At 66.8% G+C, this 24,141-nt stretch carries 25 protein-coding genes and 1 tRNA gene; 17 read left to right on the top strand and 9 right to left on the bottom strand.

Going from position 1 to position 24,141, the window contains the following annotated elements:
* Nucleotides 1-5 precede the first annotated feature (5 nt).
* On the top strand, nt 6-776 hold the full coding sequence (locus tag D2V04_RS10360; RefSeq protein ID WP_119513625.1) for a Rossmann-fold NAD(P)-binding domain-containing protein: 771 nt from the start codon (nt 6-8) through the stop codon (nt 774-776).
* Between the two features lies 1 nt (nt 777).
* Here D2V04_RS10360 and D2V04_RS10355 read toward each other — a convergent pair whose 3' ends face one another.
* The gene (locus D2V04_RS10355) at nt 778-1,698 is read right to left on the bottom strand and encodes a DMT family transporter (protein ID WP_119513624.1); all 921 of its coding nucleotides are present in this window, start codon (nt 1,696-1,698) and stop codon (nt 778-780) included.
* Complete coding sequence (locus tag D2V04_RS10350; protein WP_119513623.1) at nt 1,695-2,702, bottom strand: threonine aldolase family protein; 1,008 nt, start codon at nt 2,700-2,702, stop codon at nt 1,695-1,697. Before D2V04_RS10350 ends, D2V04_RS10355 begins: the two co-directional genes overlap by 4 nt.
* A gap of 51 nt (nt 2,703-2,753) precedes the next feature.
* On the opposite strand from D2V04_RS10350, the gene D2V04_RS10345 reads away from it, so the two are divergent.
* Nucleotides 2,754-3,074, top strand: coding sequence for a GNAT family N-acetyltransferase (locus D2V04_RS10345; RefSeq protein WP_119513622.1), 321 nt, complete (start codon nt 2,754-2,756; stop codon nt 3,072-3,074).
* Here the strand turns inward: D2V04_RS10345 and D2V04_RS10340 are convergent.
* From D2V04_RS10340 to D2V04_RS10325, 4 genes are all read right to left on the bottom strand, one after another.
* Nucleotides 3,067-4,593 (bottom strand): PH domain-containing protein, encoded by a 1,527-nt coding sequence (locus tag D2V04_RS10340; RefSeq protein ID WP_228766372.1) that lies wholly within the window; start codon nt 4,591-4,593, stop codon nt 3,067-3,069. The genes D2V04_RS10345 and D2V04_RS10340 overlap by 8 nt on opposite strands.
* Entirely contained in the window at nt 4,590-5,057 is a 468-nt protein-coding gene (locus D2V04_RS10335; protein WP_228766371.1) for a PH domain-containing protein, read from the bottom strand. The genes D2V04_RS10340 and D2V04_RS10335 overlap by 4 nt, the downstream gene beginning before the upstream one ends.
* Nucleotides 5,058-5,204: 147 nt before the next feature.
* Nucleotides 5,205-6,320 (bottom strand): Fic family protein, encoded by a 1,116-nt coding sequence (locus D2V04_RS10330; RefSeq protein ID WP_119513709.1) that lies wholly within the window; start codon nt 6,318-6,320, stop codon nt 5,205-5,207.
* Between the two features lie 443 nt (nt 6,321-6,763).
* Nucleotides 6,764-6,838, bottom strand: a tRNA-Thr gene (locus D2V04_RS10325).
* Nucleotides 6,839-6,928: 90 nt separating this feature from the next.
* Here D2V04_RS10325 and D2V04_RS17950 point away from each other — a divergent pair.
* From D2V04_RS17950 to D2V04_RS10275, 11 genes are all read left to right on the top strand, one after another.
* The gene (locus D2V04_RS17950; RefSeq protein WP_182849733.1) at nt 6,929-7,090 is read left to right on the top strand and encodes a hypothetical protein; all 162 of its coding nucleotides are present in this window, start codon (nt 6,929-6,931) and stop codon (nt 7,088-7,090) included.
* 35 nt (nt 7,091-7,125) lie between these two features.
* Complete coding sequence (gene gpmA / locus D2V04_RS10320) at nt 7,126-7,812, top strand: 2,3-diphosphoglycerate-dependent phosphoglycerate mutase (protein WP_119513621.1); 687 nt, start codon at nt 7,126-7,128, stop codon at nt 7,810-7,812.
* Nucleotide 7,813: 1 nt separating this feature from the next.
* A complete protein-coding gene (gene purE, locus D2V04_RS10315) occupies nt 7,814-8,305 on the top strand; it encodes a 5-(carboxyamino)imidazole ribonucleotide mutase (RefSeq protein ID WP_119513620.1) in 492 nt (163 codons plus the stop codon).
* Nucleotides 8,306-8,427: 122 nt separating this feature from the next.
* On the top strand, nt 8,428-9,483 hold the full coding sequence (locus D2V04_RS10310) for a 5-(carboxyamino)imidazole ribonucleotide synthase (protein WP_119513619.1): 1,056 nt from the start codon (nt 8,428-8,430) through the stop codon (nt 9,481-9,483).
* Nucleotides 9,484-9,490: 7 nt separating this feature from the next.
* Nucleotides 9,491-9,985 (top strand): dihydrofolate reductase, encoded by a 495-nt coding sequence (locus D2V04_RS10305; RefSeq protein ID WP_119513618.1) that lies wholly within the window; start codon nt 9,491-9,493, stop codon nt 9,983-9,985.
* The gene (locus tag D2V04_RS10300) at nt 9,982-11,163 is read left to right on the top strand and encodes a dipeptidase (protein ID WP_119513617.1); all 1,182 of its coding nucleotides are present in this window, start codon (nt 9,982-9,984) and stop codon (nt 11,161-11,163) included. Before D2V04_RS10305 ends, D2V04_RS10300 begins: the two co-directional genes overlap by 4 nt.
* Nucleotides 11,160-12,086, top strand: coding sequence for a bifunctional riboflavin kinase/FAD synthetase (locus D2V04_RS10295; protein ID WP_119513616.1), 927 nt, complete (start codon nt 11,160-11,162; stop codon nt 12,084-12,086). Before D2V04_RS10300 ends, D2V04_RS10295 begins: the two co-directional genes overlap by 4 nt.
* Nucleotides 12,083-13,129, top strand: coding sequence for a glycerophosphodiester phosphodiesterase family protein (locus D2V04_RS10290; protein ID WP_182849732.1), 1,047 nt, complete (start codon nt 12,083-12,085; stop codon nt 13,127-13,129). Before D2V04_RS10295 ends, D2V04_RS10290 begins: the two co-directional genes overlap by 4 nt.
* Nucleotides 13,130-13,266: 137 nt before the next feature.
* On the top strand, nt 13,267-16,155 hold the full coding sequence (gene ileS, locus D2V04_RS10285) for an isoleucine--tRNA ligase (protein WP_119513614.1): 2,889 nt from the start codon (nt 13,267-13,269) through the stop codon (nt 16,153-16,155).
* On the top strand, nt 16,152-16,682 hold the full coding sequence (gene lspA / locus D2V04_RS10280; RefSeq protein WP_119513613.1) for a signal peptidase II: 531 nt from the start codon (nt 16,152-16,154) through the stop codon (nt 16,680-16,682). Before ileS ends, lspA begins: the two co-directional genes overlap by 4 nt.
* Nucleotide 16,683: 1 nt before the next feature.
* Nucleotides 16,684-17,115 (top strand): DUF3035 domain-containing protein, encoded by a 432-nt coding sequence (locus D2V04_RS10275; RefSeq protein WP_119513612.1) that lies wholly within the window; start codon nt 16,684-16,686, stop codon nt 17,113-17,115.
* 231 nt (nt 17,116-17,346) lie between these two features.
* Here the strand turns inward: D2V04_RS10275 and D2V04_RS10270 are convergent, their stop codons facing one another.
* On the bottom strand, nt 17,347-18,642 hold the full coding sequence (locus D2V04_RS10270) for a hemolysin family protein (RefSeq protein WP_119513611.1): 1,296 nt from the start codon (nt 18,640-18,642) through the stop codon (nt 17,347-17,349).
* Between the two features lie 169 nt (nt 18,643-18,811).
* Between D2V04_RS10270 and D2V04_RS10265 the strand changes: the two genes are divergently transcribed.
* Nucleotides 18,812-19,501: an OmpA family protein gene (locus D2V04_RS10265; protein WP_119513610.1), complete on the top strand. Its 690-nt coding sequence runs from the start codon at nt 18,812-18,814 to the stop codon at nt 19,499-19,501.
* Nucleotides 19,502-19,568: 67 nt separating this feature from the next.
* Here the strand turns inward: D2V04_RS10265 and D2V04_RS10260 are convergent, their stop codons facing one another.
* On the bottom strand, nt 19,569-20,348 hold the full coding sequence (locus D2V04_RS10260) for a 3'(2'),5'-bisphosphate nucleotidase CysQ (RefSeq protein WP_119513609.1): 780 nt from the start codon (nt 20,346-20,348) through the stop codon (nt 19,569-19,571).
* A 112-nt stretch (nt 20,349-20,460) separates the two neighbouring features.
* Between D2V04_RS10260 and sucC the strand changes: the two genes are divergently transcribed.
* Complete coding sequence (gene sucC / locus D2V04_RS10255) at nt 20,461-21,660, top strand: ADP-forming succinate--CoA ligase subunit beta (protein ID WP_119513608.1); 1,200 nt, start codon at nt 20,461-20,463, stop codon at nt 21,658-21,660.
* A 19-nt stretch (nt 21,661-21,679) separates the two neighbouring features.
* Here the strand turns inward: sucC and D2V04_RS10250 are convergent, their stop codons facing one another.
* Nucleotides 21,680-22,213, bottom strand: coding sequence for a DUF6265 family protein (locus D2V04_RS10250; RefSeq protein ID WP_182849731.1), 534 nt, complete (start codon nt 22,211-22,213; stop codon nt 21,680-21,682).
* Between the two features lie 203 nt (nt 22,214-22,416).
* On the opposite strand from D2V04_RS10250, the gene D2V04_RS10245 reads away from it, so the two are divergent.
* Both D2V04_RS10245 and D2V04_RS10240 read left to right on the top strand, forming a co-directional pair.
* Nucleotides 22,417-23,163: an electron transfer flavoprotein subunit beta/FixA family protein gene (locus D2V04_RS10245; protein ID WP_119512998.1), complete on the top strand. Its 747-nt coding sequence runs from the start codon at nt 22,417-22,419 to the stop codon at nt 23,161-23,163.
* Between the two features lie 109 nt (nt 23,164-23,272).
* Nucleotides 23,273-24,141, top strand: an 869-nt coding sequence (locus D2V04_RS10240; RefSeq protein ID WP_147391810.1) for an electron transfer flavoprotein subunit alpha/FixB family protein, incomplete at its 3' end; no start/stop codon positions are given.

The raw sequence follows: 24,141 nt of genomic DNA, 5'->3' as shown, positions 1-24,141 counted from the left end.
CAGGGATGGATAGGATGTTCATTTTCGGCCTCGGCTACACCGCCAGCCGTGTCGCCAGTGCGCTGGAAAGCCGCGGATGGGCGGTGACCGGCACCGGGCGCGGCGGCGCGGTTGCCTTCGACGACGAGGCGGCAGTCCGCGCGGCGCTGACGGGGGCGACGCATGTTCTCTCGTCGGTCCCCCCGGCTGACGAGGCCGATCCGGTGCTGACGCGCTATGCCGATGCGCTCGGCGGACAGTGGTTGGGTTACCTGTCCTCCACAGGAGTCTACGGGAACACCGGAGGGGCGTGGGTCGACGAGAGTGCACCTGTCGGGTCCGGCCGGCGCACCGCCCGCGCGGAGGCCGACGCGGCATGGCTGGTCCGCGGCGCGCGGGTGTTCCGCCTGCCCGGCATCTACGGCCCGGTGCGCAGCGCCCTCGACCGCGTGCGCGAGAGCAAGGCGCACCGGATCGACATGCCGGGCCAGGTCTTCAGCCGCATCCATGTCGACGACATCGTCTCGGGCGTGCTCGCCGCGCTCGACGCACCGCCGGGCGCCTACAACCTCGCCGACGATCTGCCCGCGAGCCAGAATGCGGTGATCGAGGAAGCCTGCCGACTGCTCGGGCAGGAACCGCCGCCGCTCCGATCGCTGGACGAGGCGGGCCTGTCAGCCCCTGCTCGTGCCTTTTACGCTGAGAACCGCCGCGTCGCGAACGGCAAGGCCAAACGCGTGCTGGGGTGGCAGCCGCGCTATCCGACCTATCGAGAGGGGCTTGCGAGCCTGGCGTGAATCAAACCTGCCGCGCGCGCAGGGCCAGGATCATCCCCGCCATGCCCAGAACCGCACCGGCACCGGCCAGCAGCGACCACTGGTAGCCTTCCACCACGGTCGAGATCAGCATGGCGATGACGATCACCAGCACCCCGTTGTAAGCCGCCCGCCCGGCACCGATCTGACGCACGATCGTGTAGTAGAGCGGGAACGTCACCACCGATCCCGCCAGCGCGAGCCAGGCGGTCCCGGCCCAGAACGCGGGGGCTGTGGGGAAGACCGGTGGCCCGGCGGTGGTCCAGGCGATCAGGACATCAAACGCCGTACCGTAGAGCATCGACCAGGCGAGCAGGCTGGCCATCGGCAGCGCCCGTCCGGTCTCGTTCGCCTGGACGACGTTGGCGATCGACGCCGAGAGGATACCGCCCACCGCGAGCAGCACGCCGAGGAGCACGTTGCCGCCCAGCGGCGAGATCCGTCCCTCGTGCAGCAGGAGCAGCGCGATGCCCGCGATCGCGATCGCGCTGCCGAGCAGGAACCGCCCCGTCACCCGCTGCCCGAGCAGCCAGCGGCCGAGCAGCGCGTTGGGGACCATGAGCATGCCGAACATCACCGCGACCACGCCCGAGGTCAGGTGCAGCTCCGCCCGATAGACGAAATTGAAGTTGCCGCAGAACTGCGTCAGACCGATCAGCACTGCGAGCATGTGTCCGGCACGACTCACGCGCAGGCTCCGCCGCATCAGCAGCGCCACGGCAAACATCGCGGGTGTCGCAAGCGCGAAGCGATATGCGACCGACCAGCTCGCCGGCACGGCATCGATCTGCCCGGTGATGACGTACCAGGTCGATCCCCAGATCAGCGCGACGAGAGCGAAAGGCAGCGCGATGCGCAGGCGCAGCAGCGCGTGCGGCTTCGCTCCCTCCGTGGTTTCGCTCACAGGCCGCCGATCGCGCGCGCCAGCGCCGCCGCGGCGGCGGGATCGCTGTTCCAGGCGGTAACGAAGCGCGCGGCATCGGCGCCCCAGTCGTAGAAGGCGAAGCCCTGCGCGCGCAGCGCCTCGCGCTCGGCCGGGGTGAGACGGACGAACAGCTCGTTTGCCTCGACCGGGTGCATCAGCCGCTCGCCGCAGGCAGAGGCGATCTCGCGCGCGGCTGCGTTGGCCGCGCGCGCGTTGTCGAGCCACAAGTCGCCTTCGAGCATGGCCAGCAATTGCGCCGCGAGGAACCGCCCCTTCGACTGCAAATGCCCCGCCCGCTTGCGGCGATAGCGCGCGAGATCGGCGGCGGCGGGATCGAAGAACACGATCGCCTCCGCGCTCATCGCGCCGTTCTTGATGCAGCCGAAGCTCAGCGCATCCGCAGGGCCGACGGCTTCCGCCGGCGAGCAGCCGAGGAAGGCGACCGCGTTGCCGAAGCGCGCACCATCGACGTGCAGACCGAGGCCGCGCTCCTTCGCCAACGCGGCAATCGCCCGAAGCTCGTCCGGTAGGTAGCAGCAGCCGTATTCGCTCGCCTGGGTGACCGAAATCGCATGCGGCTGTACCTGGTGGACGTCGTCGCGGATCGGGTCGATCACCGTGCGAATCGCTTCGGGCGTGAGCTTGGCCGCCTCTCCGTCGGCGAGCAGCAGCTTGGCGCCGTGGAGGTAGAAACCGGGCGCACCGCCCTCGTCCATTTCGATATGCGCCTCGCGGTGACAGACGACACCGCCGTGCGGCTGGACCAGCGTCGCGAGCGCGAGGCAGTTGGCCGCCGTTCCCGTCGCGGCCCAGATCGCCGCGCAGTCGCGCCCGAACAGGGCCGAAAACGCCTCGTCGAGCCGCTGGGAAAGCGCATCGCCATCGTAAGGCGAATCGGGCACATCGGCCGCGCGCATCGCGTCCCACACCTTCGGGTGGACCGCGGCGGCGTTATCGGAGAGGAACTGCTTGGCGCTGGACATAGCGGAACGCGTCTAGCCGCCGCAGCGTTCAGCGCAAGAGGAGCGACATTCATGGCCATCGAAGGTCTCGAGATTACCCGCCATCCCGGCCCGGGCGACGCACCGGTGCACGGCGAGTATCGCGCGCACGTGCCGGGCAGCGACCATGTCGGGCGGCTGACATGGAAGGCACGCGGCAATGCACGGATCGCCGACCATACGCTGGTCCCGCCCGAAATCGGCGGGCGCGGCGTCGCAGCGGCGCTGGTCGAGGCCCTGATCGCCGATGCGAAGGCGGAAGGCTTCACGATCGAGCCGCAATGCTCCTACGTCGAGGCGCAGTTCCGCCGCCATCCCGAATGGGCTGCCTTGCGCGCCCCGACCGCTAGTTGATGCGCGAAAAGTCCTGCGCGGTAATGCTGTGCAGGATCGCCGCGCGCAGTTCCCGCGCCCGGGCGAGCGGCATGCCCTCGATCGCCAGCTTCCCGCCAGCCAGCCCGAGGTGCAGCGTGGCATAGCCGCGCCGGCGCGCGATCGGCCCCTGCGCGATCTCGGCCGAGTGCAGCTTGACGCGCGAGGCGACATCGGTGCGCGGCGCTAGCCAGCCGTGGCGTGCATAGACTTGCGCATCGTCGAGCGTGTGCCGTTCGAACCGCCAGAGGAACCACTGCCAGGCCGCCAGCGGCAGCGCGATGCCGAGCGGGATCAGCGCGAAGAGCGGGCTGGCGGCGTCCGTCGTCGAGAGCGCGACCAGCACCGCAAGTGCGATTCCTCCGGTGATTACGCCTGCCAGCAGCGCGGAATCGATGCGGTAGCGCAATGCCGCCCGATGCCAGTCGAGGTCCTCGGTCGGCATGGCAAAGCCCGCGGCGCGCGCGATCGGTTCGAGTTCGTGCCACCGGGCGAAGGGCGCGACATCGTGGCTCGACGCGCCGGCATCCTGCGCGAGGCTGACGAACTTGAGCCCGTGCCAACCGAATCGGCGGCGGACGATTCCCGTGCGGAATGCGAGCGCCTGCACGCGGTGGGCGGGCATAACCACATCGGTGCGGGTGAGCAGTCCGCGGCGGCGGCGGAAGCCCTTGGCGGTCCGCTCCAGCGTGAAGCCCCAGTCGCGCAGCACGGTGCGGACCAGCCCCGTCGCGAAGCCGAGCAGGAGCAGCGACCCGGCAGCGATGATCCCGCCGACGATCTGCGCGGTTCTCCCAAGGCCCGCCAGCCACGACCCTGGGCCCGCCAGCCGTTCCTGCCATTCGTCGAAGTCCCACGGATCGAACGGCAGGAGGAAATCGAACTGCTGCACCGCACCGGCGACGACCGCAACGACCGCGAGCGAGAATTCGAACAGCCCGAAGGTAACCAGCCGGCGCGGTGTCATTGCGAACAGGACTTCGGGGGCGAGTTCGCCTGCGCCGGCTTCGGCCTCGCCCGCTTCGACGGCTGCGCCATCTTTGCGTTCGCGGACGACTTCGCGCAGCCGCTCGCCTTCGGCTTCCTTGAGATAGGCAAGCTTGAGCTCGTCCTTACCGCCGGCGCCGGTCTCGAAGCGCACCTCGACCAGACCGGCCATCCGCGCGAGCAGCCCCTGCTCGAGGCTGACGTCCTGGATCCGCTCGTAAGGCACCGAACGCGCCGCGCGGCTGAGCACTCCGCTCTCGACACGAATGTCCTCCGCGCCGACGCGGTAGGTCAGCCGGTGCCACTGGAGCCAAGCCACGAACACGCTCACCCCCAGCAGCACGAGCGCGAGCGGCACTGCGGCGAGCAGCCAGTGACCCTGATCGCGCAGTACGAAGATCATCGCGAGCACGGCGGGGACAGTCTGCCGCAGGCCCGAGATCGCGCTGAGGACCAGGCCTACCGGTTCGGTTCGCCGTTCACCGCTGCCGGGAGTGTCGGCCGACTCGGTCACATCGTGTCGCGCCTGATCTGCGCCCGGATCGTCTCGCGCATGGCCCGCGCGTCCGCGTCGGCAAGCCCCGGCAGCGAGACCGAGGCGTTGTGCGATCCAGCCGTATGCAGCGTCAGCGTCGCCAGGCCATAGGCACGCTCCAGCGGCCCCTGGTGAACGTCGATATGCTGCACCCGCCCGAACGGTACCACGCTGTCCGAGCGGAACCACAGCCCCCGCACGACGCGCAGCCGGTCCTCACTCATCACAAAGCCCCGCGCCGCATAGCGCCGCAGCGGCACGCGGATCACGATGAATGCAGCGGCGAGCAGCACGGGCACGATGAACACGCCGGTCGGCAAGACGTCGGCGACCTCGAGCACGAGCGCGCCAATCACGAACGGAACCGCGGCGAGCAGCGTCGCCACCCGCATCACTTTGACGTGGTTCGGATGCAGCGGGGTCAGCGCGTCGCTTTCGTCCATGGTGCCTTACATGGCTAAGACGGCTTGGCGCAGCAAGGGTTTGTTGCGCTAGCGGGTAGAAGGAGGGCGTGCTTCCCTATGATGAGCGCCGCTCAGGGCCGAATTATGGTTTAGCTAGGACGATGAGGGGGGATCAGATCAGCAGAGCTAGAGGTCCCCGGCGCCAGCCAGTCTGTAACTCGTACTCCGGCCTCCGCCTACATTCTGGAACAGAACGCCAGCTTGAAGGAGGTCTCGAATGTCTCGCAAGGCAGTGTCGGTCGAGCATTTTGCGAGCTTAGCATACTTCGACGTGTTCAGATGGCCTTCCCAGCCATCTTCGAGCATCCGATCGATGACCAGTCGTTGCCGCTGATTCACCGGGTGATGGTTGACCTTGTCCCAGAGCTTAGCCTTGTAGAGTACCGCTTCCAGAATCGCCTCGGCCCTGTCGAGGGCGCGGCCTAGGCAATCGAGGAACCAGTTCAGCCACGGCGTTATATCCAGCCCATTCCTTTGCTGCGTTTCGAGCCGATCGTAATAATCTCTCCTCTCGGCCTCGATCTGAGCGGACATACTGTAAAAGCGGTCCTTGCTGCCATCGGCGCGCGCAAGCGACATGTCGGCGATGGCACGCGCGATGCGTCCATTGCCATCTTCGAAGGGATGAATAGTGACGAACCAGAAATGCGCGATCCCGGCTCGCAGGACGGGGTCAGTTGAGAAGGGAGCGTTGAACCACTCCAGAAATCTGGCCATTTCGGACTGAAGCCTGTCAGCTGTGGGCGCTTCAAAATGAACCTTCTCCCGTCCGTAGGGACCAGAGATCACCTGCATTGCCCCGGCTTCTTCAGGCCGCCAGTCACCGACGGTTATTCTTTGCATTCCGCTCCGCCCGGTAGGAAACAGTGCGGCATGCCAGCCGAAGAGACGTTCGCGGGTTAATGGCTCTGCGAACCTTTGGGTGGCATCGAGCATCATCTCAACGATGCCGTCAACGTTTCGGCTCGATTCAACGAGCCCGCCTATATCCAACCCCAGGCGACGCGCGATAGACGACCGAACTTCCTCAGGGTTCAAGTTTTCTCCTTCGATCGCGGACGATTTGACCACATCGTCGGTCAAAGTCTTTAGACTTGCCTCCTGCCTAAAAGCGAAGCCCAGGCTTTGCATTCGGCCTATCAGTTGCCCTTCGCGATACCGCAGGGCGGCAAGCACAGGTGACAGGACATCACTGTTCCAGCCGAACTGCGGCCAGTTCGCATTCTCGTGAATAAAGGACATAATCGCCGCATCTCCTGCGGCGATTATAGGCTCCAATCGCCGCACACGCAACATTCATCGCAAAGCGTGCGGTGAATAGCGCCTTATTCACAGCAAAGCAGGACGAAAGAGCGGGAACCTGCCTAGCGCCGGATACGGATACACTCTTTTGGCCACTCCAACTTACAGTTCAAGTCGCTCGCGCCGAAGCAGCCGCCGCCTAACCTCGCTCTGGTACGTGATGTCAAAGGGCCAAGAAAGGCAAGCGGACCATCCTTCAGCGACTTGGCTGTGTCACCAACACACTGCGCCTGAGGCGTGGGGATTACTATGCCGATCGCAGCCCCGGATTTTTTGATCTGCGAGAAGTTAAAATGACAGCTTGAGGCCAAGCTGTTCACGGACAGGACGTTGGCCTGGCACTTCGCCGAAAAACTAACAGGCCCCGTTTGGACTGGAAGATATGGTGCTGCTGGGGAGGATTGAACTCCCGACCTCACCCTTACCAAGGGTGCGCTCTACCACTGAGCTACAGCAGCGTTCGGAGAAGCGGGCGCGCTATTGTCGTCCCCTTGGGGAAAGTCAAGCCAAGCTTGAGCCCGCGTGCAATTGGCGGCAAGGCGTTTCGCATGACCGAGGAAGCCGGCAAGAATCTGTCGCGTGAGGAGCGTCTCGCGGCCAAGCTGCGCGAGAACCTGCGCCGCCGCAAGGCGCAGTCGCGCGAATTGCGCACCGCCCCGCCGGGCGAATCGGACCAGAGCGGGCTTTCCAAGCCGGATACGAAAAGCTAACCGCACTCGCTCCCGAACGCATGAGGAGCCTTTCCTTGCCGACGCTCATTCTCGTCCGCCATGGCCAGAGCCAGTGGAACCTCGAAAATCGCTTCACCGGCTGGTGGGACGTCGACCTGACCGAGAAGGGCGTGGCCGAAGCGATCGCGGCGGGCGAACTGCTGGCGGAAAAGGGCCTGCTGCCGACCTGCGCGTTCACCTCGCTCCAGATCCGCGCGATCAAGACGCTGCATCTGGCGCTCGAGGCCTGCGGACGGCTGTGGATCCCCGAGACCAAGGACTGGCGCCTGAACGAGCGGCATTACGGCGGCCTCACCGGGCTCGACAAGCAGGAGACGCGCGAGCGGCATGGCGACGAACAGGTTCATATCTGGCGCCGCAGCTTCGACACTCCGCCGCCGGTGATGGAAGAAGGGACCGACTACGACCTCGCCGCCGATCCGCGCTATGCCGGGATCGCGGTGCCGCGGACCGAGAGCCTCAAGCTCACGATCGAACGCGTGCTGCCCTATTGGGAGGGCGAGATCCTGCCCGTTCTCACGAGCGGCGAGACGGTGATCGTCTCCGCCCACGGCAATTCGCTGCGCGCGCTGGTCAAGCACCTCTCGAACATTTCGGACGAGGACATCACCGGGCTCGAGATTCCGACCGGCGAGCCGATCGTTTATGAATTCGACGCCGCGATGAAGCCCGGCGAGCGCCACTACCTGAAGGACCGCTGAGATGACCGCAGGGGGAGCCAAAGTCGCTATCGTCATGGGCAGCCAGTCCGACTGGCCGACCATGAAGTGCGCCGCGGACGTGCTGGACGAGCTCGACGTGGCGTACGAGACGCTGATCGTTTCCGCGCACCGCACGCCCGATCGCATGTACGAATTCGGCAAGGGCGCGGCCGATCAGGGCTTCCAGGTGATCGTCGCCGGCGCGGGCGGTGCGGCGCACCTCCCGGGCATGCTGAGCGCGCTGACGCACCTGCCGGTGCTCGGCGTGCCGGTCGAATCGAAAGCGCTGTCGGGGCAGGACAGCCTGCTCTCGATCGTCCAGATGCCCGCCGGGGTGCCGACCGGGACGCTGGCGATCGGCAAGGCGGGCGCGACCAACGCGGGGCTGCTCGCCGCCGCGATCCTTGCGCTGGCGGACGAGGCTCTCTCGCAGCGCCTGCAGGACTGGCGCGCCGCGCGCAGTGCCGCGGTGGGCGAAAGGCCGGTGGATTGAGGCACGCCTCATTTCCGTTCGGCCCGCGCTTGTCGAAGGGACGCTTCTTCCTTTAGCGCACCACCACCACGCAAGCACCGCTCCGGCGAGCCCGGGCGCAAACGGATGAGGGAAGTGAGAGTTTGATCCTGCCAGGCGCGACAATCGGTATTCTCGGGGGCGGCCAGCTCGGCCGGATGATCGCCATCGCGGCCGCGCAACTGGGCTACCGCTGCCATGTCTTCGCGCCCGGCCGCGAGAGCGTCGCCGCCGAGGTCAGCGCCGACTTCACGTGTGCTCCATGGACCGACGCGACCGCGCTCGCCGATTTCGCTGCCAGTTGCGACGTGGTGACCTGGGAGTTCGAGAACGTGCCGGTCGGCCCGCTCGCCGCCATCGAGACCGTGCTCGCACCGCACCCCCGCGCGCTGGAAACGGCGCAGGACCGGCTCAAGGAAAAGCGCTTCGTCGAAAGCCTCGGCGGCACGCCGGCGGCCTATGCGCCGGTCGACACGGCCGAGGAGCTCGCCGCCGCGGTCGACCGGATCGGCGCGCCGGGCATCCTCAAGACCCGGCGCGACGGCTACGATGGCAAGGGCCAGTGGCGCATCCAGACGGCGCGCGATGCCAACGCGATCCGCCTGCCGGGCGCACCGACGATCTACGAAGGCTTCGTCGAGTTTACCGCCGAGTTCTCGGTGATCCTCGTGCGCGGGCACGACGGCGAGGTGCGCTTCTGGGACAGTGCCGAGAACACCCACGTCGGCGGCATCCTCGCGACCTCGGCCCTCCCCGCGAACGAGGCGATCGCAGCGCAGGTCGCGCCAGCGCGCGAGCTTGCCGCACAGGTGGCCGAAGCGCTCGGCTACGTCGGCGTGCTGACGCTCGAATTCTTTGCCACACCGGAAGGCCCGGTGTTCAACGAGATGGCGCCGCGCGTGCACAATTCGGGGCACTGGACGATCGAGGGCGCAGCGACGAGCCAGTTCGAAAACCATGTGCGCGCGATCTGCGGTCTGCCGCTGGGCGACACCGCGACCACCGCGGCGCAGGTCGTCATGACCAATGTGATCGGCGGCGACGCGGACGGCGCGCACGAATGCCTCGCCGAACCGGGCGCGCACCTGCACCTCTACGGCAAGCGCCAGGCGCGCGAGGGCCGCAAGATGGGCCACATCACGCGGATCGGCCAGCGGTAATGCGGACGTGACGCAGAGCCTGTTCTGCATCTACGCGCGTGCGGCGAACGGGGTGATCGGCCATCGCGGCGCTCTGCCCTGGCACATTCCGGCGGATCTCAAGCGCTTCAAGGCGCTGACCATCGGCAAGCCCATGATCATGGGCCGCAAGACCTTCGAGAGCCTGCCCGGCCTGCTGCCGGGCCGCCGCCATATCGTGCTGACCCGCCGCGAGGATTGGGACAGCACCGGCGCAGAAATCGTAACCACGCCCGAAGAAGCGATTTCGCTGGCGGGCGAAGGGGAAATCGCGGTGATCGGCGGGGCGGCGATTTTCGACGTGTTCCTGCCGCTGTGCGATCGGGTCGAGCTTACCGAGATTCAAGCCGATTACGCCGGCGATACCATCATGCCGCCGCTCGGGCCCGAGTGGACGGAAACGGCGCGCGAGACCCATGCGGCGGAGGGCGATCTGCCCGCGTTCGATTTCGTTACGTTGCGGAGAGGGGAACCGGGGGAATGAAACGCAAGATCGCGTGGGGCGCGCTGGCGCTCGTCGTGCTCGCGGCGATCGGGTTCTTCGTCTTCGCGCCGGGAATGATCGAGCGCGACATGAACAAGGTCGACGGCCAGCCGCTGATTCCCGTCTCCGAAGAGGCGAAGGCGCTTCATGCGACGCTGACGATCGTCGATCTCCATTCGGATACGCTGCTGTGGGACCGCGACCTGCTCGACCGCGCCGACCGGGGGCACGAGGACCTGCCGCGAATGGAGGACGGCAACGTCGCGCTGCAGGTCTTTTCCAGCGTTACCAAGACGCCCAAGGGCCAGAACTACGACGCCAACAGCGCCGAGACCGACAATATCACCGCGCTGACGATCGCCCAGCTCCAGCCGGTCCGCACCTGGACCTCGCTACTCCAGCGGTCGCTCTATCACGGCGAGAAGCTCGACCGGGCGGTGGCCGGATCGGACGGTCGCCTGATGAAAGTCGCGCAACCGCAGGACGTGCAGACGCTGCTCGCACGGCGCGCCGGTCAGCCGACACCGGTCGGCGCCATGCTCAGCATCGAGGGACTGCAGAACCTCGAGGGCGATCTCGGCAATCTCGACCGGCTCCACGCGGCGGGCTTCCGCATGGCGGGGCTGACGCATTTCTTCGACAACGATCTCGCCGGATCGATGCACGGGATCGAGAAAGGCGGCCTGACCGCCAAAGGGCGCCAGGCGATCCGCCGGATGGAAGCTATTGGGATGGTCGTCGACATCGCGCACTGCAGCCATGCCTGCGTCGCCGACATCCTTGCTATGGCGCAGCGCCCGGTCGTTTCCAGTCACGGCGGCGTGCAGGCGACCTGCCAGGTCAACCGCAACCTTTCGGACGAGGAAATCCGCGGCGTCGCGCGCACCGGCGGCGTGGTCGGCGTGGGCTACTGGGACGCGGCGGTCTGCGGCACCAGCCCTCGCGATGCCGCCCGCGCGATGAAGCACGTGCGCGATCTCGTCGGGATCGAGCATGTCGCGCTCGGCAGTGATTACGACGGCGCGACTACCGTGCGCTTCGACACCTCGCAGCTCGTGCAGGTGACGCAGGCGCTGCTCGACGAAGGCTTCACCCCCGACGAGATCCACGCTGCCATGGGCGGCAATGCTCTGCGCGTGCTGCGCGCGGGGATTGCACCGCAGGAACCCGCGCCATGAGGTGGCTCGACCATCGCGAGCGGATTCCCGAGCCCTTGCGCGGCGCGATCATCGCGCTGGGCAACTTCGACGGCTTCCACAAGGGCCACCAGGCCGTCGCGCACGAGGCGATCGAGTGGGCACGGGCCGAGGGCCGCCCGGCGATCATCGCCACGTTCGATCCGCACCCGGTGCGCTTCTTCAAGCCCGAAGTGCCCCCTTTCCGCCTGACCACGCTGGAGCAGCGGCAGGAGCTCTATCTCGCTGCCGGAGCGACGGCGATGCTGGTGTTCCACTTCGACGCCGAGCTGGCGAACACCACGGCCGAGGACTTCGTGCGCGTGCTGCTCGCCGACAGGCTCGGCGTCGCCGGCGTGGTGACGGGGGAGGACTTCACCTTCGGCAAAGGGCGCGCGGGCGATCGCACGCGGCTGGCCGAGCTCGGGCGCGAGGCCGGCATCGCCGCGCGTGCGGTGCAACCGGTGATGGAAGGCGGCGCGCCCATATCCTCCAGCCGCATCCGCGAGGCGCTGCGCGAGGGTGACCCGCAGGGCGCCGCCACGCTCCTCACACGCCCGTTCGCGATTCGCGGCGTGGTCGAGCACGGTGACAAGCGTGGGCGCGATATCGGCTATCCGACCGCGAATCTCGCGATCGAGAACTACCTGCGGCCCCGGTTCGGCATCTACGCGGTGACCGGCCGCGTGCTCGCCACCGGCCAGGTGCTCCAAGGCGCGGCCAACATCGGCATGCGCCCGCAGTTCGAGCCGCCCAAGGAGCTGCTGGAGCCGCATTTCTTCGATTTCTCGGGCGATCTCTACGGGCAGGAGATCGAAGTCGCGTTCCACCACTTCCTGCGGCCGGAGGCGAAGTTCGATTCGCTCAAGGCGCTCGTGGCGCAGATGGAACGCGACTGCGACAGGGCACGGGAACTGCTCAGGTGAAGCGCTGGCTGCGTTACCTGGCTTTCGCCCTTGCCCTCGCTTTCCTCGTGCTGACCGTCGTCAACGCGAGCTGGCTTGCGCCGGAGCCCAAGGGCGCGGTCAAGCTGATAGCGCATCGCGGAATCCATCAGCTCCCCGACCGTGCCGCCAACGGCCGCGAGACTTGTGCCGCCGGCGGGATCGAGCCGCCGGTGCACGACTATCTCGGAAACACCGCGCGTTCGATCGCGCGTGCGGCCAAGCTCGGCGCGCATGTGATCGCGATCGGCGTCGCGTCGACCGCCGATGGCGAGATCGCCGTGTTCGACGGCCCGATGGTCGATTGCCGCACCAATGGCACGGGCAAGGTCCGCGACCTGACGATGGCACAGCTCAAGGCGCTCGATGCGGGTTACGGCTACACTATCGATGGCGGAAGGACCTATCCCTTCCGCGGCGAGGGTGTCGGCGCGATCCCGACGCTGGCCGAGGCGATCCGGGCCGCGCGCCGCGCGCGGCTGCTCTACGATTTCACCGGCGCGGACCCGGCCGAGGCCGATCGGCTCGCGGCTGCGCTGCGCAAGGCCGGGCGCGATCCGGTCGCCGCGCGCGACGGCTTCCGGGGCGATCCGGCGCACGTCGCGCGCATCGCGGAGCATTTTCCCGGCGCCTGGGCGTTTTCGGAGGAAAGCGCCGCGGCCTGCAGCGCCGCCTATCGCACATGGGGCTGGTTCGGCCTGGTGCCGGAGGCATGCGAGAACGGCACGCTTCTGGTTCCGCTCGACCGCCAGTGGACCTTCGCCGGCTGGCCCAACCGCCTGATCGCGCGGATGGAGGAAGCGGGCGCGCATGTGGTGATCGTCACCCCGCACGAGGACGGGCGGCTCGGCGGCCTCGACCTTCCCGAACAGCTCGGCGAGATTCCCGCGAGCTTCAACGGCTATGCCATGGTGGAGGACGGCTTCACCGTGATCCCTGCTCTCATCAACCGCTTCGACGACCGCAGCCAGGCCGAGATCGACGCCGCGCAAGCCGCGCTGCAACGCCGCCGCGAATCGCGCTGATTCGCACCGATTCGCGTCGCGGCGGCACGATTCGCCGCGCCCGCGATCCGGGAGGCGTGGGGTATCGGCAGACGCAACCCTATTTCGGGCCGAAACACTTTCCTACACGCCTTCTTTCCTCTAGCGGCGCTTGTTCCATGAACGACGCCCAGAAACCGCAACGCGACTACAAGGACACGGTCTTTCTGCCGAAGACCGATTTCCCGATGAAAGCCGGCCTTCCGCAGAAGGAGCCGGGCATTCTCGCGCGCTGGCAGGAGGAGAACCTCTACCGCAAGCTTCGCGAAGAGCGCGCCGGTCGCGAGAAGTTCGTGCTCCACGACGGCCCGCCTTACGCCAACGGCGACATGCATATCGGGCACGCGCTCAACCACGTGCTCAAGGACATGGTGGTGCGCACGCAGAGCCTGCTCGGCAAGGATGCGCCCTACGTGCCCGGCTGGGATTGCCACGGCCTGCCGATCGAGTGGAAGGTCGAGGAGCAGTACCGCAAGAAGAAGCTGAACAAGGACGAGGTCCCCGCAGCCGAGTTCCGCGCCGAATGCCGCGCCTATGCCCAGCGCTGGGTCGACGTACAGCGCGAGCAGTTGAAGCGCCTCGGCGTGAATGGGGACTGGGACAACCCCTACCTGACGATGGACTTCGCGGCCGAAGCGACGATCGTGTCGGAGCTGCTCAAGTTCGCCGAATCCGGCAATGTCTACCGCGGCGCCAAGCCGGTGATGTGGAGCCCGGTGGAGAAGACCGCACTGGCCGAGGCCGAGGTCGAATACGAGGATATCGTCTCCACCCAGATCGACGTGGCGTTCGAGATTGTCGAGTGCCCGATCCCCGAGCTGGTCGGCGCGCATGCGGTGATCTGGACCACGACGCCGTGGACGATTCCGGTGAACCAGGCTTTGGCTTATGGGCCTGAGATCTCCTATTCTGCGTGGCGCGTTAACGGCCGCGTCATTCTCACTGCCACTGATCTCTGGGACGATTTCGCGCATCGCGCCGGTACGACTCCGTGGCTATCTGACGGTAGTGGCTGGACGCTAGTATGGACCGGCAGGGGCTCCGACCTCGCCGGCACCGTCGCCCACCACCCGATGCACCACCTCGGCGGGTTCTTCGCGGAGCCTCGGCCGTTCCTGCCCGGCAACTTCGTCACCACCGACAGCGGCACGGGCCTCGTCCATATGGCGCCCGATCACGGCGAGGACGATTTCGAGCTGTCCAAGGCGTACGGCATCGGGCCCAAGTTCGTGGTCGAGGCCGATGGGCGCTATCGCGACGATTGGCTGTGGCTCGGCGGCGAGGACGAGCGGCGCATGTCGGTCATCAATCCGAAGTTCAACGCGCCTGACGGCCCGATCTGCTCCGACCTGCGGGAGGCGGGCGCGCTGCTTTCGGCCAGTGCCGACTACACCCACTCCTACCCGCATTCGTGGCGTTCCAAGGCCAAGGTGATCTTCCGCTGCACGCCGCAGTGGTTCGTGCCGATGGACCGGGCGATCCTCGAGCATCTCGATACCGGCGCCGAGCAGCGCTGGGAGAATGAAGGCGGTACGCAGGAGCCGCTCGAGACGCTGCGACAGCTTGCGATGCAGGCGATCGCCGACACGCGCTTCGTGCCCGAGAAAGGCCGCAACCGCATCGGCTCGATGGTCGAGGGGCGGCCCGACTGGGTGCTCAGCCGCCAGCGCGCCTGGGGCGTGCCGATCACGCTGTTCGTCGATCGCAAGACCGGCGAATATCTCGTCGATCCGGCGGTCAACGCCCGGATCGTCGCCGCGGTGCGGGAGAAGGGCGTCGATGCCTGGGCCGACGAAGCGGCGCCCGACCTGCTCGGCCCGAGCTACGCTCCGGCCGACTACGAGCGCGTGACCGACATTCTCGACGTGTGGTTCGATTCGGGCTGCACGCACGCCTTCGTGCTCGAGAGCGGCCGCTGGCCGGACCTCAAGTGGCCGGCGGACCTCTACCTCGAAGGCTCCGACCAGCACCGCGGCTGGTTCCAGTCCTCGCTGCTCGAATCCTGCGCCACCCGCGGCCGCGCGCCGTACGACGCCGTGCTGACCCACGGGTTCACGATGGCGAGCGACGGCAAGAAAATGTCCAAGTCGCTCGGCAACACGGTCGACCCGATCAAGGTGATGGAGCAGTACGGGGCCGACATCATCCGCCTGTGGGCGCTGTCGGTCGACTTTACCGAGGACCACCGGATCGGCGACGAGATCCTGAAAGGGGTCGCCGACCAGTACCGCAAGCTGCGCAACACCTTCCGCTACATGCTCGGCGCGCTGGAGGGGTTCGATTACGAGGCCGAAGGTGTGGAACCGGCGGAGATGCCGGAGCTCGAACGCTACGTGCTGGGTCAGTTGCACGCGCTCGATACCACGCTGCGGCAGGCGATCGCGGACTTCGACTTCAACGAATATACCCGCGTGCTGGTGGACTTCGCGAACGAGGACCTGTCGGCCTTCTTCTTCGATATCCGCAAGGACAGCCTCTATTGCGACGCGCCCGGCGACCTGCGCCGCCGCGCCTACCGCACTACGCTCGACATCCTGTTCCACGCGCTCGTCCGCTATGCCGCCCCGGTGCTGGTCTTTACCGCCGAGGAAGCCTGGACCACGCGCTTCCCCGAACGCGGCAGCGTCCATCTGCAGGAACTGCATCCGCTGCCCGGCGAATGGGTGAACGCGAACCTCGCGGCGCGCTTCGAAAGCCTGCGCGTATTGCGCGAGCGGGTAATGGAAGCGATCGAACCGCTGCGGCGGGAGAAAGTGATCCGCTCCGGCCTCGAAGCCGAAGTCGCGGTGCCCGCCGAGGCCGTGCCCAGCGGCTTCACCGACGCCGATCTGGCCGAGCTGTTCATCACCGCGTCAGTCGTGCGCGGGCAGGGCGACGCGGTGACCGTGACACGCACCACCGATCACAAGTGCGGCCGCTGCTGGCGCCTCCTGCCCGAAGTGGCGGAAGACGGCGCGCTGTGCGAACGGTGCGGCGAAGCCGTCGCGGAACTGGATGCCGCCGCATGAGCAAGCTTGTCCGATACCGCCTGATCGGCTTCGCGGGGGCGATCGTCCTGTTCCTGGTGGACCAGGCGATGAAGGGCTACGTCACCCAAACGCTCGCGATGGAGCGCGGCGACGTGGTCGAACTGCTGCCGTTCTTCGATTTCCGGCTGACCTACAACTTCGGCGTTTCGCTCGGCATGTTCCAGGCCGATTCGATGGAAATGCGCTGGATTCTCGTTGGCGTGACCAGCCTGATCGCGCTCGTCGTGACCGTGTGGATGCTGCGCGAGAAGGCGCTGGGCGAGATCGCCGGCCTTTCGCTGATCCTCGGCGGCGCGCTGGGCAACATCAAGGACCGCTACGAGCTCGGCTACGTGATCGACTATGCCGATCTGCACTTCGGCGAGTTCCGCCCGTTCCTGATCTTCAACATCGCCGATGCCGCGATTACGATCGGCGTCCTGATAATCCTTGCCCGTGCCTTCTTCGTGCGCGACAAGGAGGCAACACCCGAACACAAGTCGGCGCCTGGCGCCGCGGAGAGCTGAGATGACTTTTACCCCTGGGCGTAAATCGGCCACCTTCGTCCTTCTCGCCGGTGCGGGCGCAATGCTCGGCGCCTGCGGCAGCACCGGAGGCATCCTCGGCCGCGAGCGGCCCGACGAGTTCGCCGTGCAGCGCCAGGCCCCGCTGGTCGTGCCGCCCGATTTCAATCTGGTCCCGCCCGCTCCCGGCGCGCCCCGCCCGTCCGAGGAAACCGCCGGCGAACAGGCGCTCGAGGCTCTGTTCGGCGGCCCTGCCCCGCGCAGCGCGGTCGAAACCAGCATGCTCGACCGTGCCGGGACGGCCGAACCGAGCATCCGCACCGAAGTCGGCGATCCGGAGACCAACACGGTCGCCAAGGGTAGCGTCACCCGCGACATCGTCGCCGCCCCCGAGGGTGACGGCCAGTTCGCGCAAGCGGTGATCCCGCAGGGATAAGGGTTTGTGTTTTTCCGCACGCGCATCCGCGCGTGCGATATCCTCGCTCCCTTCGGTCGCTGCGGGCGGCCGGTCGGCCTTGCGGTTCCTGCGGGACCGAACATCGCCTGACAGCCATGGCTGGGAAAGGTCCGGTCGGCGCCAGCCGACCGCAAGCGCGACTGCGCCCCCGCAGGCCCGGCAGGGCCGAGGACATCGCACAGGCGGATGCCTGTGCGGAAACAGAGACTCCTACTCCTCCCGGCTCACCAGCACCTTGTCGATCTTGCGGCCATCCATGTCGACGACCTCGAAGCACCAGCCCTGGTCGGTGAAGCTCTCCCCTTCCCGCGGCAGGTTCTTGAGCACCGACAGGACATAGCCGGCGACGGTCGCGAACTCGCGGTCCTCGCCGTATTCGATCCGCAGCCGGTCGGCGAGGTCGTCGGCCGACAGCGCGCCCGAGACGAGCAGCGAGCCGTCGGACCGCTCGACCATGCCCGGACGATCGCCGTCATCGCGGTCGCTCGCGAAGTGGCCCGCAATCGCCGTCAGCAGATCGGCCGGAGTCACGATCCCGTCGAGATGGCCGTACTCGTCGTGCACCATCGCCATCGCGACTTCCGATCGCTGCAGCACGCGCAGCGCGTCCATCGCGTCGAGCTGATCGGGCACGACTTCGGCCTGCCGCATAATCGCGCGCAAGGAGATCGTCTCGCCCGCGACGAGCCGCGCAAGCACGTCACGGACCTTGATCACGCCGATCACGCGGTCGGGCGAACCTTCGGCGACCGGCAGTAGCGAATGGGGGCTGGCCTCGATGGCGGCGCGTATCTCGGTCTCACCCGCATCGGCGTCAACCCAGTCGAGTTCGGTCCGAGGCGTCATCACTTCCCGCACGGGGCGATCGGTGAGGCGAACAACGCCCGCGAGGATATGGTGCTGCTTGACCTCGAGCACACCCGAGCGCGTGGCTTCGGCGAAGATCATATGCAGTTCCTCCGCCGTTACGCTCGATTGACCGCCCAACCGCACCCCAAGGATGCGTATGAGCAGGCCGGAGGACGTGTCGAGCAACCAGACGAGCGGCGCCGCGATCCGCGCGATTACCGCCATCGGCCGCGCCATGGTCAGAGCGATCGGCACGGCGGCGCGCAGCGCGACCTGCTTGGGCACCAGCTCGCCGACCACCAGGCTGGCATAGGTCGTCAGCGCGATCACCACTGCGAAACCGGCCTCGTCGGCGTACCGGGCGGGCAGCCCCAGCGCCTCGAGCCGCTCGCCCACGGGCCCGCCCAGGCTGGCGCCCGAATAGGCACCGGCGACGATCCCGACCAGAGTGATCCCGATCTGCACCGTGGAGAGGAACTTGCCCGGATCGGCCGCCAGCGCGAGCGCGGTCTGCGCGGCGCGGCTGCCCTTGTCGGCTGCCCCCTGAAGCCGCGCGGTCTTGGCCGAGACGATGGCGAGCTCGGACATGGCGAACACGCCGTTGAGCACGATAAGTCCCGCGATGATCAACAGGTCTGGCCAGGGGAAGGGTGTCACGCCCTTCCGCTAGCATAAATGCGGGTCCGCGCCAGCCTGTCGCATGCCGATTGCCATTCGCCGGGGAACGGGTGAGGCGTTATGGTGTTTTAGCGTGATATGGCGCAGGTCTGCGCGCCGGCCCCTTTTGCGTGGGGCACGACGAGTTTGCAGCAAGAGGGGAAATCCCATGAAAAAGTCGAGAATGATCGTTGCCAGCTTTGCCGCGCTTTCGCTGGTGAGCGTTTCCGCCTGCGTGACCGACCCCAACACCGGTGAACGGAAGATTTCGCGCACGGCGATCGGCGGGGTCGGCGGCGCAGCCGCGGGCGCGCTGCTCGGCGGACTGATCGGCGGTAAGACCGGGCGCATCATCGGCGCGGTCGGCGGCGGCGCGATCGGCGGCGTGGTCGGCTACAAGATGGACCAGCAGATCAAGGAACTGCGCGAATCGACCGCTGGTTCGGGCGTGGACGTGACCGAAGTCGACAACGGCCAGGCGATTCTCGTCAACCTGCCCGACGGTGTGACGTTCGATGTCGGCAGCGCCACGTTGAAGCCGGCTTTCCGCTCGACGCTCAACGACGTGGCGGCGAGCCTCAAGCAGTATCCCAACAGCCTGATCGACGTTTACGGCCACACCGATTCGACCGGTTCGGATTCGTTCAACCAGGGTCTTTCGGAACGCCGCGCACAGACCGTCGCCAATTACCTGACCAGCCAGGGCGTCAACACGGCGCGTATCCGCTGGCAGGGTTTCGGCGAGACGATGCCGGTCGCCGACAACTCGACCGAGGACGGCCGCCGTCTCAACCGCCGGGTCGAGATCAAGATCATTCCGCTCAGTCAGGAAGAGATCGACGCCGCTCGGAACCAGTAAGGCGCTTACGGCTTCCGTCCACCCGGGCGGAAAGAGGGGTCGGTCTTCGGATCGGCCCCTTTTTGTATCAGCGGGCGAGCTTTGCCGCGCGTTCCGCCAGCCGCTCTACTGCAGCGGCATGGATGCCCGGTGCGCTGATCAGCAGGCCGAAAGCGCGCGGATCGCGCTTGTTGTAATTCAGCGGCTGCCCGAACGCGTCGCTAATCGCCGCTCCCGCCTCGCGCGCGATGAGAGCGGCGGCGGCGATGTCCCATTCGAAGCCCCAGCGCAGCGTGGCTAGCAGGTCCGCCTCGTCGGCCGCGACCATTGCTGCGCGTAGAGCGATCGAGTTTGGCTTGTCGACCATCTGCAGGTCGCGATCCTCCTTCGGCAGCGAATCGGCCGGCACGCGCGCGCTCGCAAACTCCGTGCGGTTCGAAACCCGAAGCCGTTCGCCGTTGCGCCAGGAGCCCTGGCCGGAAATCCCGATCCAGTCCTCTTCGCGCGCCGGCGCCGCGAGCATGCCGATCAGGGGCCGCCGCTCGCTGATCAGCGCCACCGAGACCGCCCATCCGGTGCGCCCGCGAATGAAATCGCGCGTGCCGTCGATCGGGTCGACCAGCCAGATCAGGCCCTTGCCGAGTCGCGCGGGATCGTCGGCGGTTTCCTCCGACAGCCAGCCGGCCGCGGGCAGCAGGCGGCCGAGTTCGCGCTTGAGAAAGGTGTCGACGGCGAGATCGGCTGCGCAGACCGGGTTGCCGGGCGTCTTCTCCCAGGTCTCGACCGTGTGCCCCGCCCCCGGCCATGCGGCGAGCGCAATTCGCCCGGCTTCGCGGACGATACTCTCCAGACGGGAACGGTCTATCATCGTCCAACACCGTTGGGAGCGGACGCGACACTTTTCAAGCGCGGGAATCCATGCTTAGGCGCGGACGCAAACCTCCGATCCCTCCCGAACAACAAGCGGAAAGCGCACCACCATGAACATCCACGAATACCAGGCCAAGGAACTGCTCGCGAAGTACGGGATCGGGATTCCCGCCGGCTACGCCGCTCTGACGGTGGAGGAAGCGGTCGCAGGGGCGAAGCAGCTTCCGGGGCCGCTTTACGTGGTGAAGGCGCAGATCCACGCCGGTGGGCGCGGCAAGGGCAAGTTCAAGGAGCTCGGTCCGGACGCCAAGGGCGGCGTGCGGCTCGCCAAATCGGTCGAGGAGGTCGAGGCCAACGCCAAGGAGATGCTCGGCAACACGCTGGTGACCGTGCAGACCGGCGAGGCGGGCAAGCAAGTGAACCGGCTCTATGTGACTGATGGCGTCGACATCGCATCCGAATACTACCTCTCGATGCTGGTTGACCGCGCCAGCGGCCGGGTCGCGATGATCGTCTCCACCGAAGGCGGGATGGACATCGAGCAGGTCGCGCACGACACGCCCGAGAAGATCACCACCATCACGATCGATCCGGCACAGGGCTTCATGCCGCACCACGGCCGCGCAGTCGCCTTCGCGCTCAACCTGACGGGCGACCTCAACAAGCAGGCTCAGAAGCTGAGCCGCCAGCTCTACACCGCGTTCATGGATCTCGACTGCGAAATGCTCGAGATCAATCCGCTGGTCGAGACCGAAGACGGCAAACTGCTGGTGCTCGACACCAAGATGAGCTTCGATTCGAACGCGCTCTACCGGCACAAGGACGTCGAGGCGCTGCGCGACGTGACCGAAGAGGACCCGGCCGAGGTGGAGGCGAGCGAGTACGATCTTGCCTACATCAAGCTCGACGGCAGCATCGGCTGCATGGTCAACGGCGCCGGCCTCGCCATGGCGACGATGGACATCATCAAGCTCAACGGCGCCTTCCCGGCGAACTTCCTCGATGTCGGCGGCGGCGCGAACCGCGAGAAGGTGACCGCGGCGTTCAAGATCATCCTCAAGGACCCGGCGGTCGAGGGCATCCTGGTCAACATCTTCGGCGGGATCATGAAGTGCGACGTGATCGCCGACGGCATCGTCGCCGCGGCCAAGGACGTGAACCTTTCCGTCCCGCTGGTCGTCCGTCTCGAAGGCACCAACGTCGAGCAGGGCAAGGAAATCCTCGACAACTCGGGTCTGCCGATCGTCAGCGCAGACGATCTTGGCGACGCGGCGAGGAAGATCGTCGCCGAGGTCAAGCAGGCGGCCTGAATCGTGTACGGAGCCGGCGCTAGGGCGTCGGCTCCGCTCGTGCCGCCTGTTCGCGGCGCGTAAGGCGGAAGACGAGTTCTTCCACCTCGTCTCCTTCGCTCTTCATCCGGACGGCAACCAGCAGTCCGTTTTCTCCGTCGCAGCGATATGTCAGCGCACTGAAGTAGGCTGCGCAGGGCTCGATCGAGATCAATGGGAAGCGGACCATCTCGTCCTTTTCCTCCCAGCCCGTCAGATCTGCATTGAAGTGCTTGAGCTTGAGGGCGAGGCTCCCCTCCTCTTCGAGCAGATACATATGCTCGGTGAACATCAGCCCGCCCCGAGGATTTTCCTGCGCGAACAGCCCGACCATCGTGCCGCCCATCGGCGGTAGCCAGGTCTCGGCCGTCGGGGCACCATCGATGCCGGTGCCCACCCAATGACCGATAAGCCAGGCCGCCTCGTCGATCGTGGCTGGTGGCGGCACATGGGCGTCCGCCGCAACGCGCGTTTCCTGGGCCGCCAGCGGAGCAGCCAGTGTAGCGATAAGCAGAAACAGACTGTGTCGAAGCATGGCTTGCCCCTTCCCTGAACGGGCAAGTGCCAGACTACGCCTACCCGCGTCGCCGGTAAAGCGCACGGGAATGGGGTTGACCACGCCGACGTGGAACGCAAGGGAGAGGCGAAGTTGGATCAGCGGCCGGTGAGTCCCGTGCTTGACGCTTACGTAAACGCAAGCTACGCGGACCCCGCGCCAATCGAGAGGAAGGACCCCCCATGAAGATCCTCGTGCCCGTGAAACGGGTGATCGACTACAACGTGAAGCCTCGGGTGAAGGCGGACGGTACGGGTGTCGATCTTGCGAACGTCAAGATGAGCATGAACCCGTTCGACGAGATCGCGGTCGAGGAAGCGCTGCGAATCAAGGAAGCCGGCAAGGCCGAGGAAGTGGTCGCGGTTTCGATCGGTCCGGCCAAGGCCCAGGAAACGCTGCGCACCGCGCTCGCGATGGGCGCCGACCGTGCGATCCTGGTCCAGACCGATGACGAGGTCGAGCCGTTGGCGGTCGCCAAGATCCTCAAGGCGATCTACGAGGCGGAGCAGCCAGGCCTGGTGATCCTGGGCAAGCAGGCGATCGACGACGATTCGAACCAGACCGGCCAGATGCTGGCCGCGCTGACCGGCCGGCCGCAGGGCACCTTCGCCAACGACGTCGAGATCGACGGCGAGAGCGTCACCGTGAAGCGCGAGATCGACGGCGGCCTCGAGACAGTCAAGCTCACGCTTCCGGCGATCGTCACCACCGACCTGCGCCTGAACGAGCCGCGCTATGCTTCGCTGCCGAACATCATGAAGGCGAAGCAGAAGCCGCTCGATACCAAAAGCCCCGCCGATTACGGCGTCGACACTGCGCCGCGTCTCAAGACGACCAATGTCTCCGAACCGCCGGTGCGGCAGGCGGGTGTGAAGGTCGCCGACGTCGACGAGCTGGTCGCCAAGATCAAGGCGCTTGGGATCGCTTGAGCTTAGCAGGTCTGCTCCCGTTCGCCCCGGATCCTGAGCCACGCCGAAGGATCGAAGGGCCGCTCACCACCTCGAGCGCTGCGGGACAACGGAATTTAGGGAAGAGACGATGAAAACGCTGGTTCTGGTCGAACACGACAACGCTTCGGTAAAGGACGCAACGCTGTCCGCGGTCACCGCCGCCGCCAAGCTCGGCGAAGTGCACCTGCTGGTTGCCGGCAGCGGCTGCAGCGCGGCGGCCGAGGCGGCCGCGAAGATCGAAGGGGTGGGCAAGGTCCACGTCGCCGACGATCCCGCCTACGAGCACCAGCTGGCCGAGAACGTCGCGCCGCTCGCGGCCGAGCTGATGAAGGACCACGACGCCTTTCTCGCTCCTGCCACGACCACCGGCAAGAACATCGCCCCGCGCGTTGCCGCATTGCTCGACGTGATGCAGATCTCCGACATCCTGTCGATCGAGGGGGAGAAGACCTTCACTCGTCCGATCTATGCCGGCAACGCGATCGCGACGGTCGAATCGAGCGATCCCAAGCTGGTCATCACCGTGCGCGGCACGGCTTTCGACAAGGCCGGCGCCGAAGGCGGTTCGGGCACGGTCGAGGCGGTCTCCGGCGCCGGCGATGCGGGAATCTCGAGCTTCGTCGGCCAGGAGCTCGCCAAGAGCGAGCGTCCCGAGCTGACCAGCGCCAAGGTGATCGTCTCGGGCGGCCGCGCGCTCAAGGACGCAGCGACCTTCGAGGAATATATCATGCCGCTCGCCGACAAGCTCGGCGCGGGCGTGGGTGCGAGCCGCGCGGCGGTCGATGCGGGCTATGTCCCCAACGACTACCAGGTCGGCCAGACGGGCAAGATCGTCGCACCGGAAGTCTATATCGCGATCGGCATCTCCGGCGCGATCCAGCACCTCGCCGGGATGAAGGACTCCAAGACCATCATCGCCATCAACAAGGATGAGGACGCGCCGATCTTCCAGGTCGC

The sequence above is a fragment of the Pelagerythrobacter aerophilus genome (assembly GCF_003581645.1).
In the GTDB taxonomy this organism is placed as follows: domain Bacteria; phylum Pseudomonadota; class Alphaproteobacteria; order Sphingomonadales; family Sphingomonadaceae; genus Pelagerythrobacter; species Pelagerythrobacter aerophilus.
This window is presented reverse-complemented; position numbering and strand designations above follow the sequence as displayed.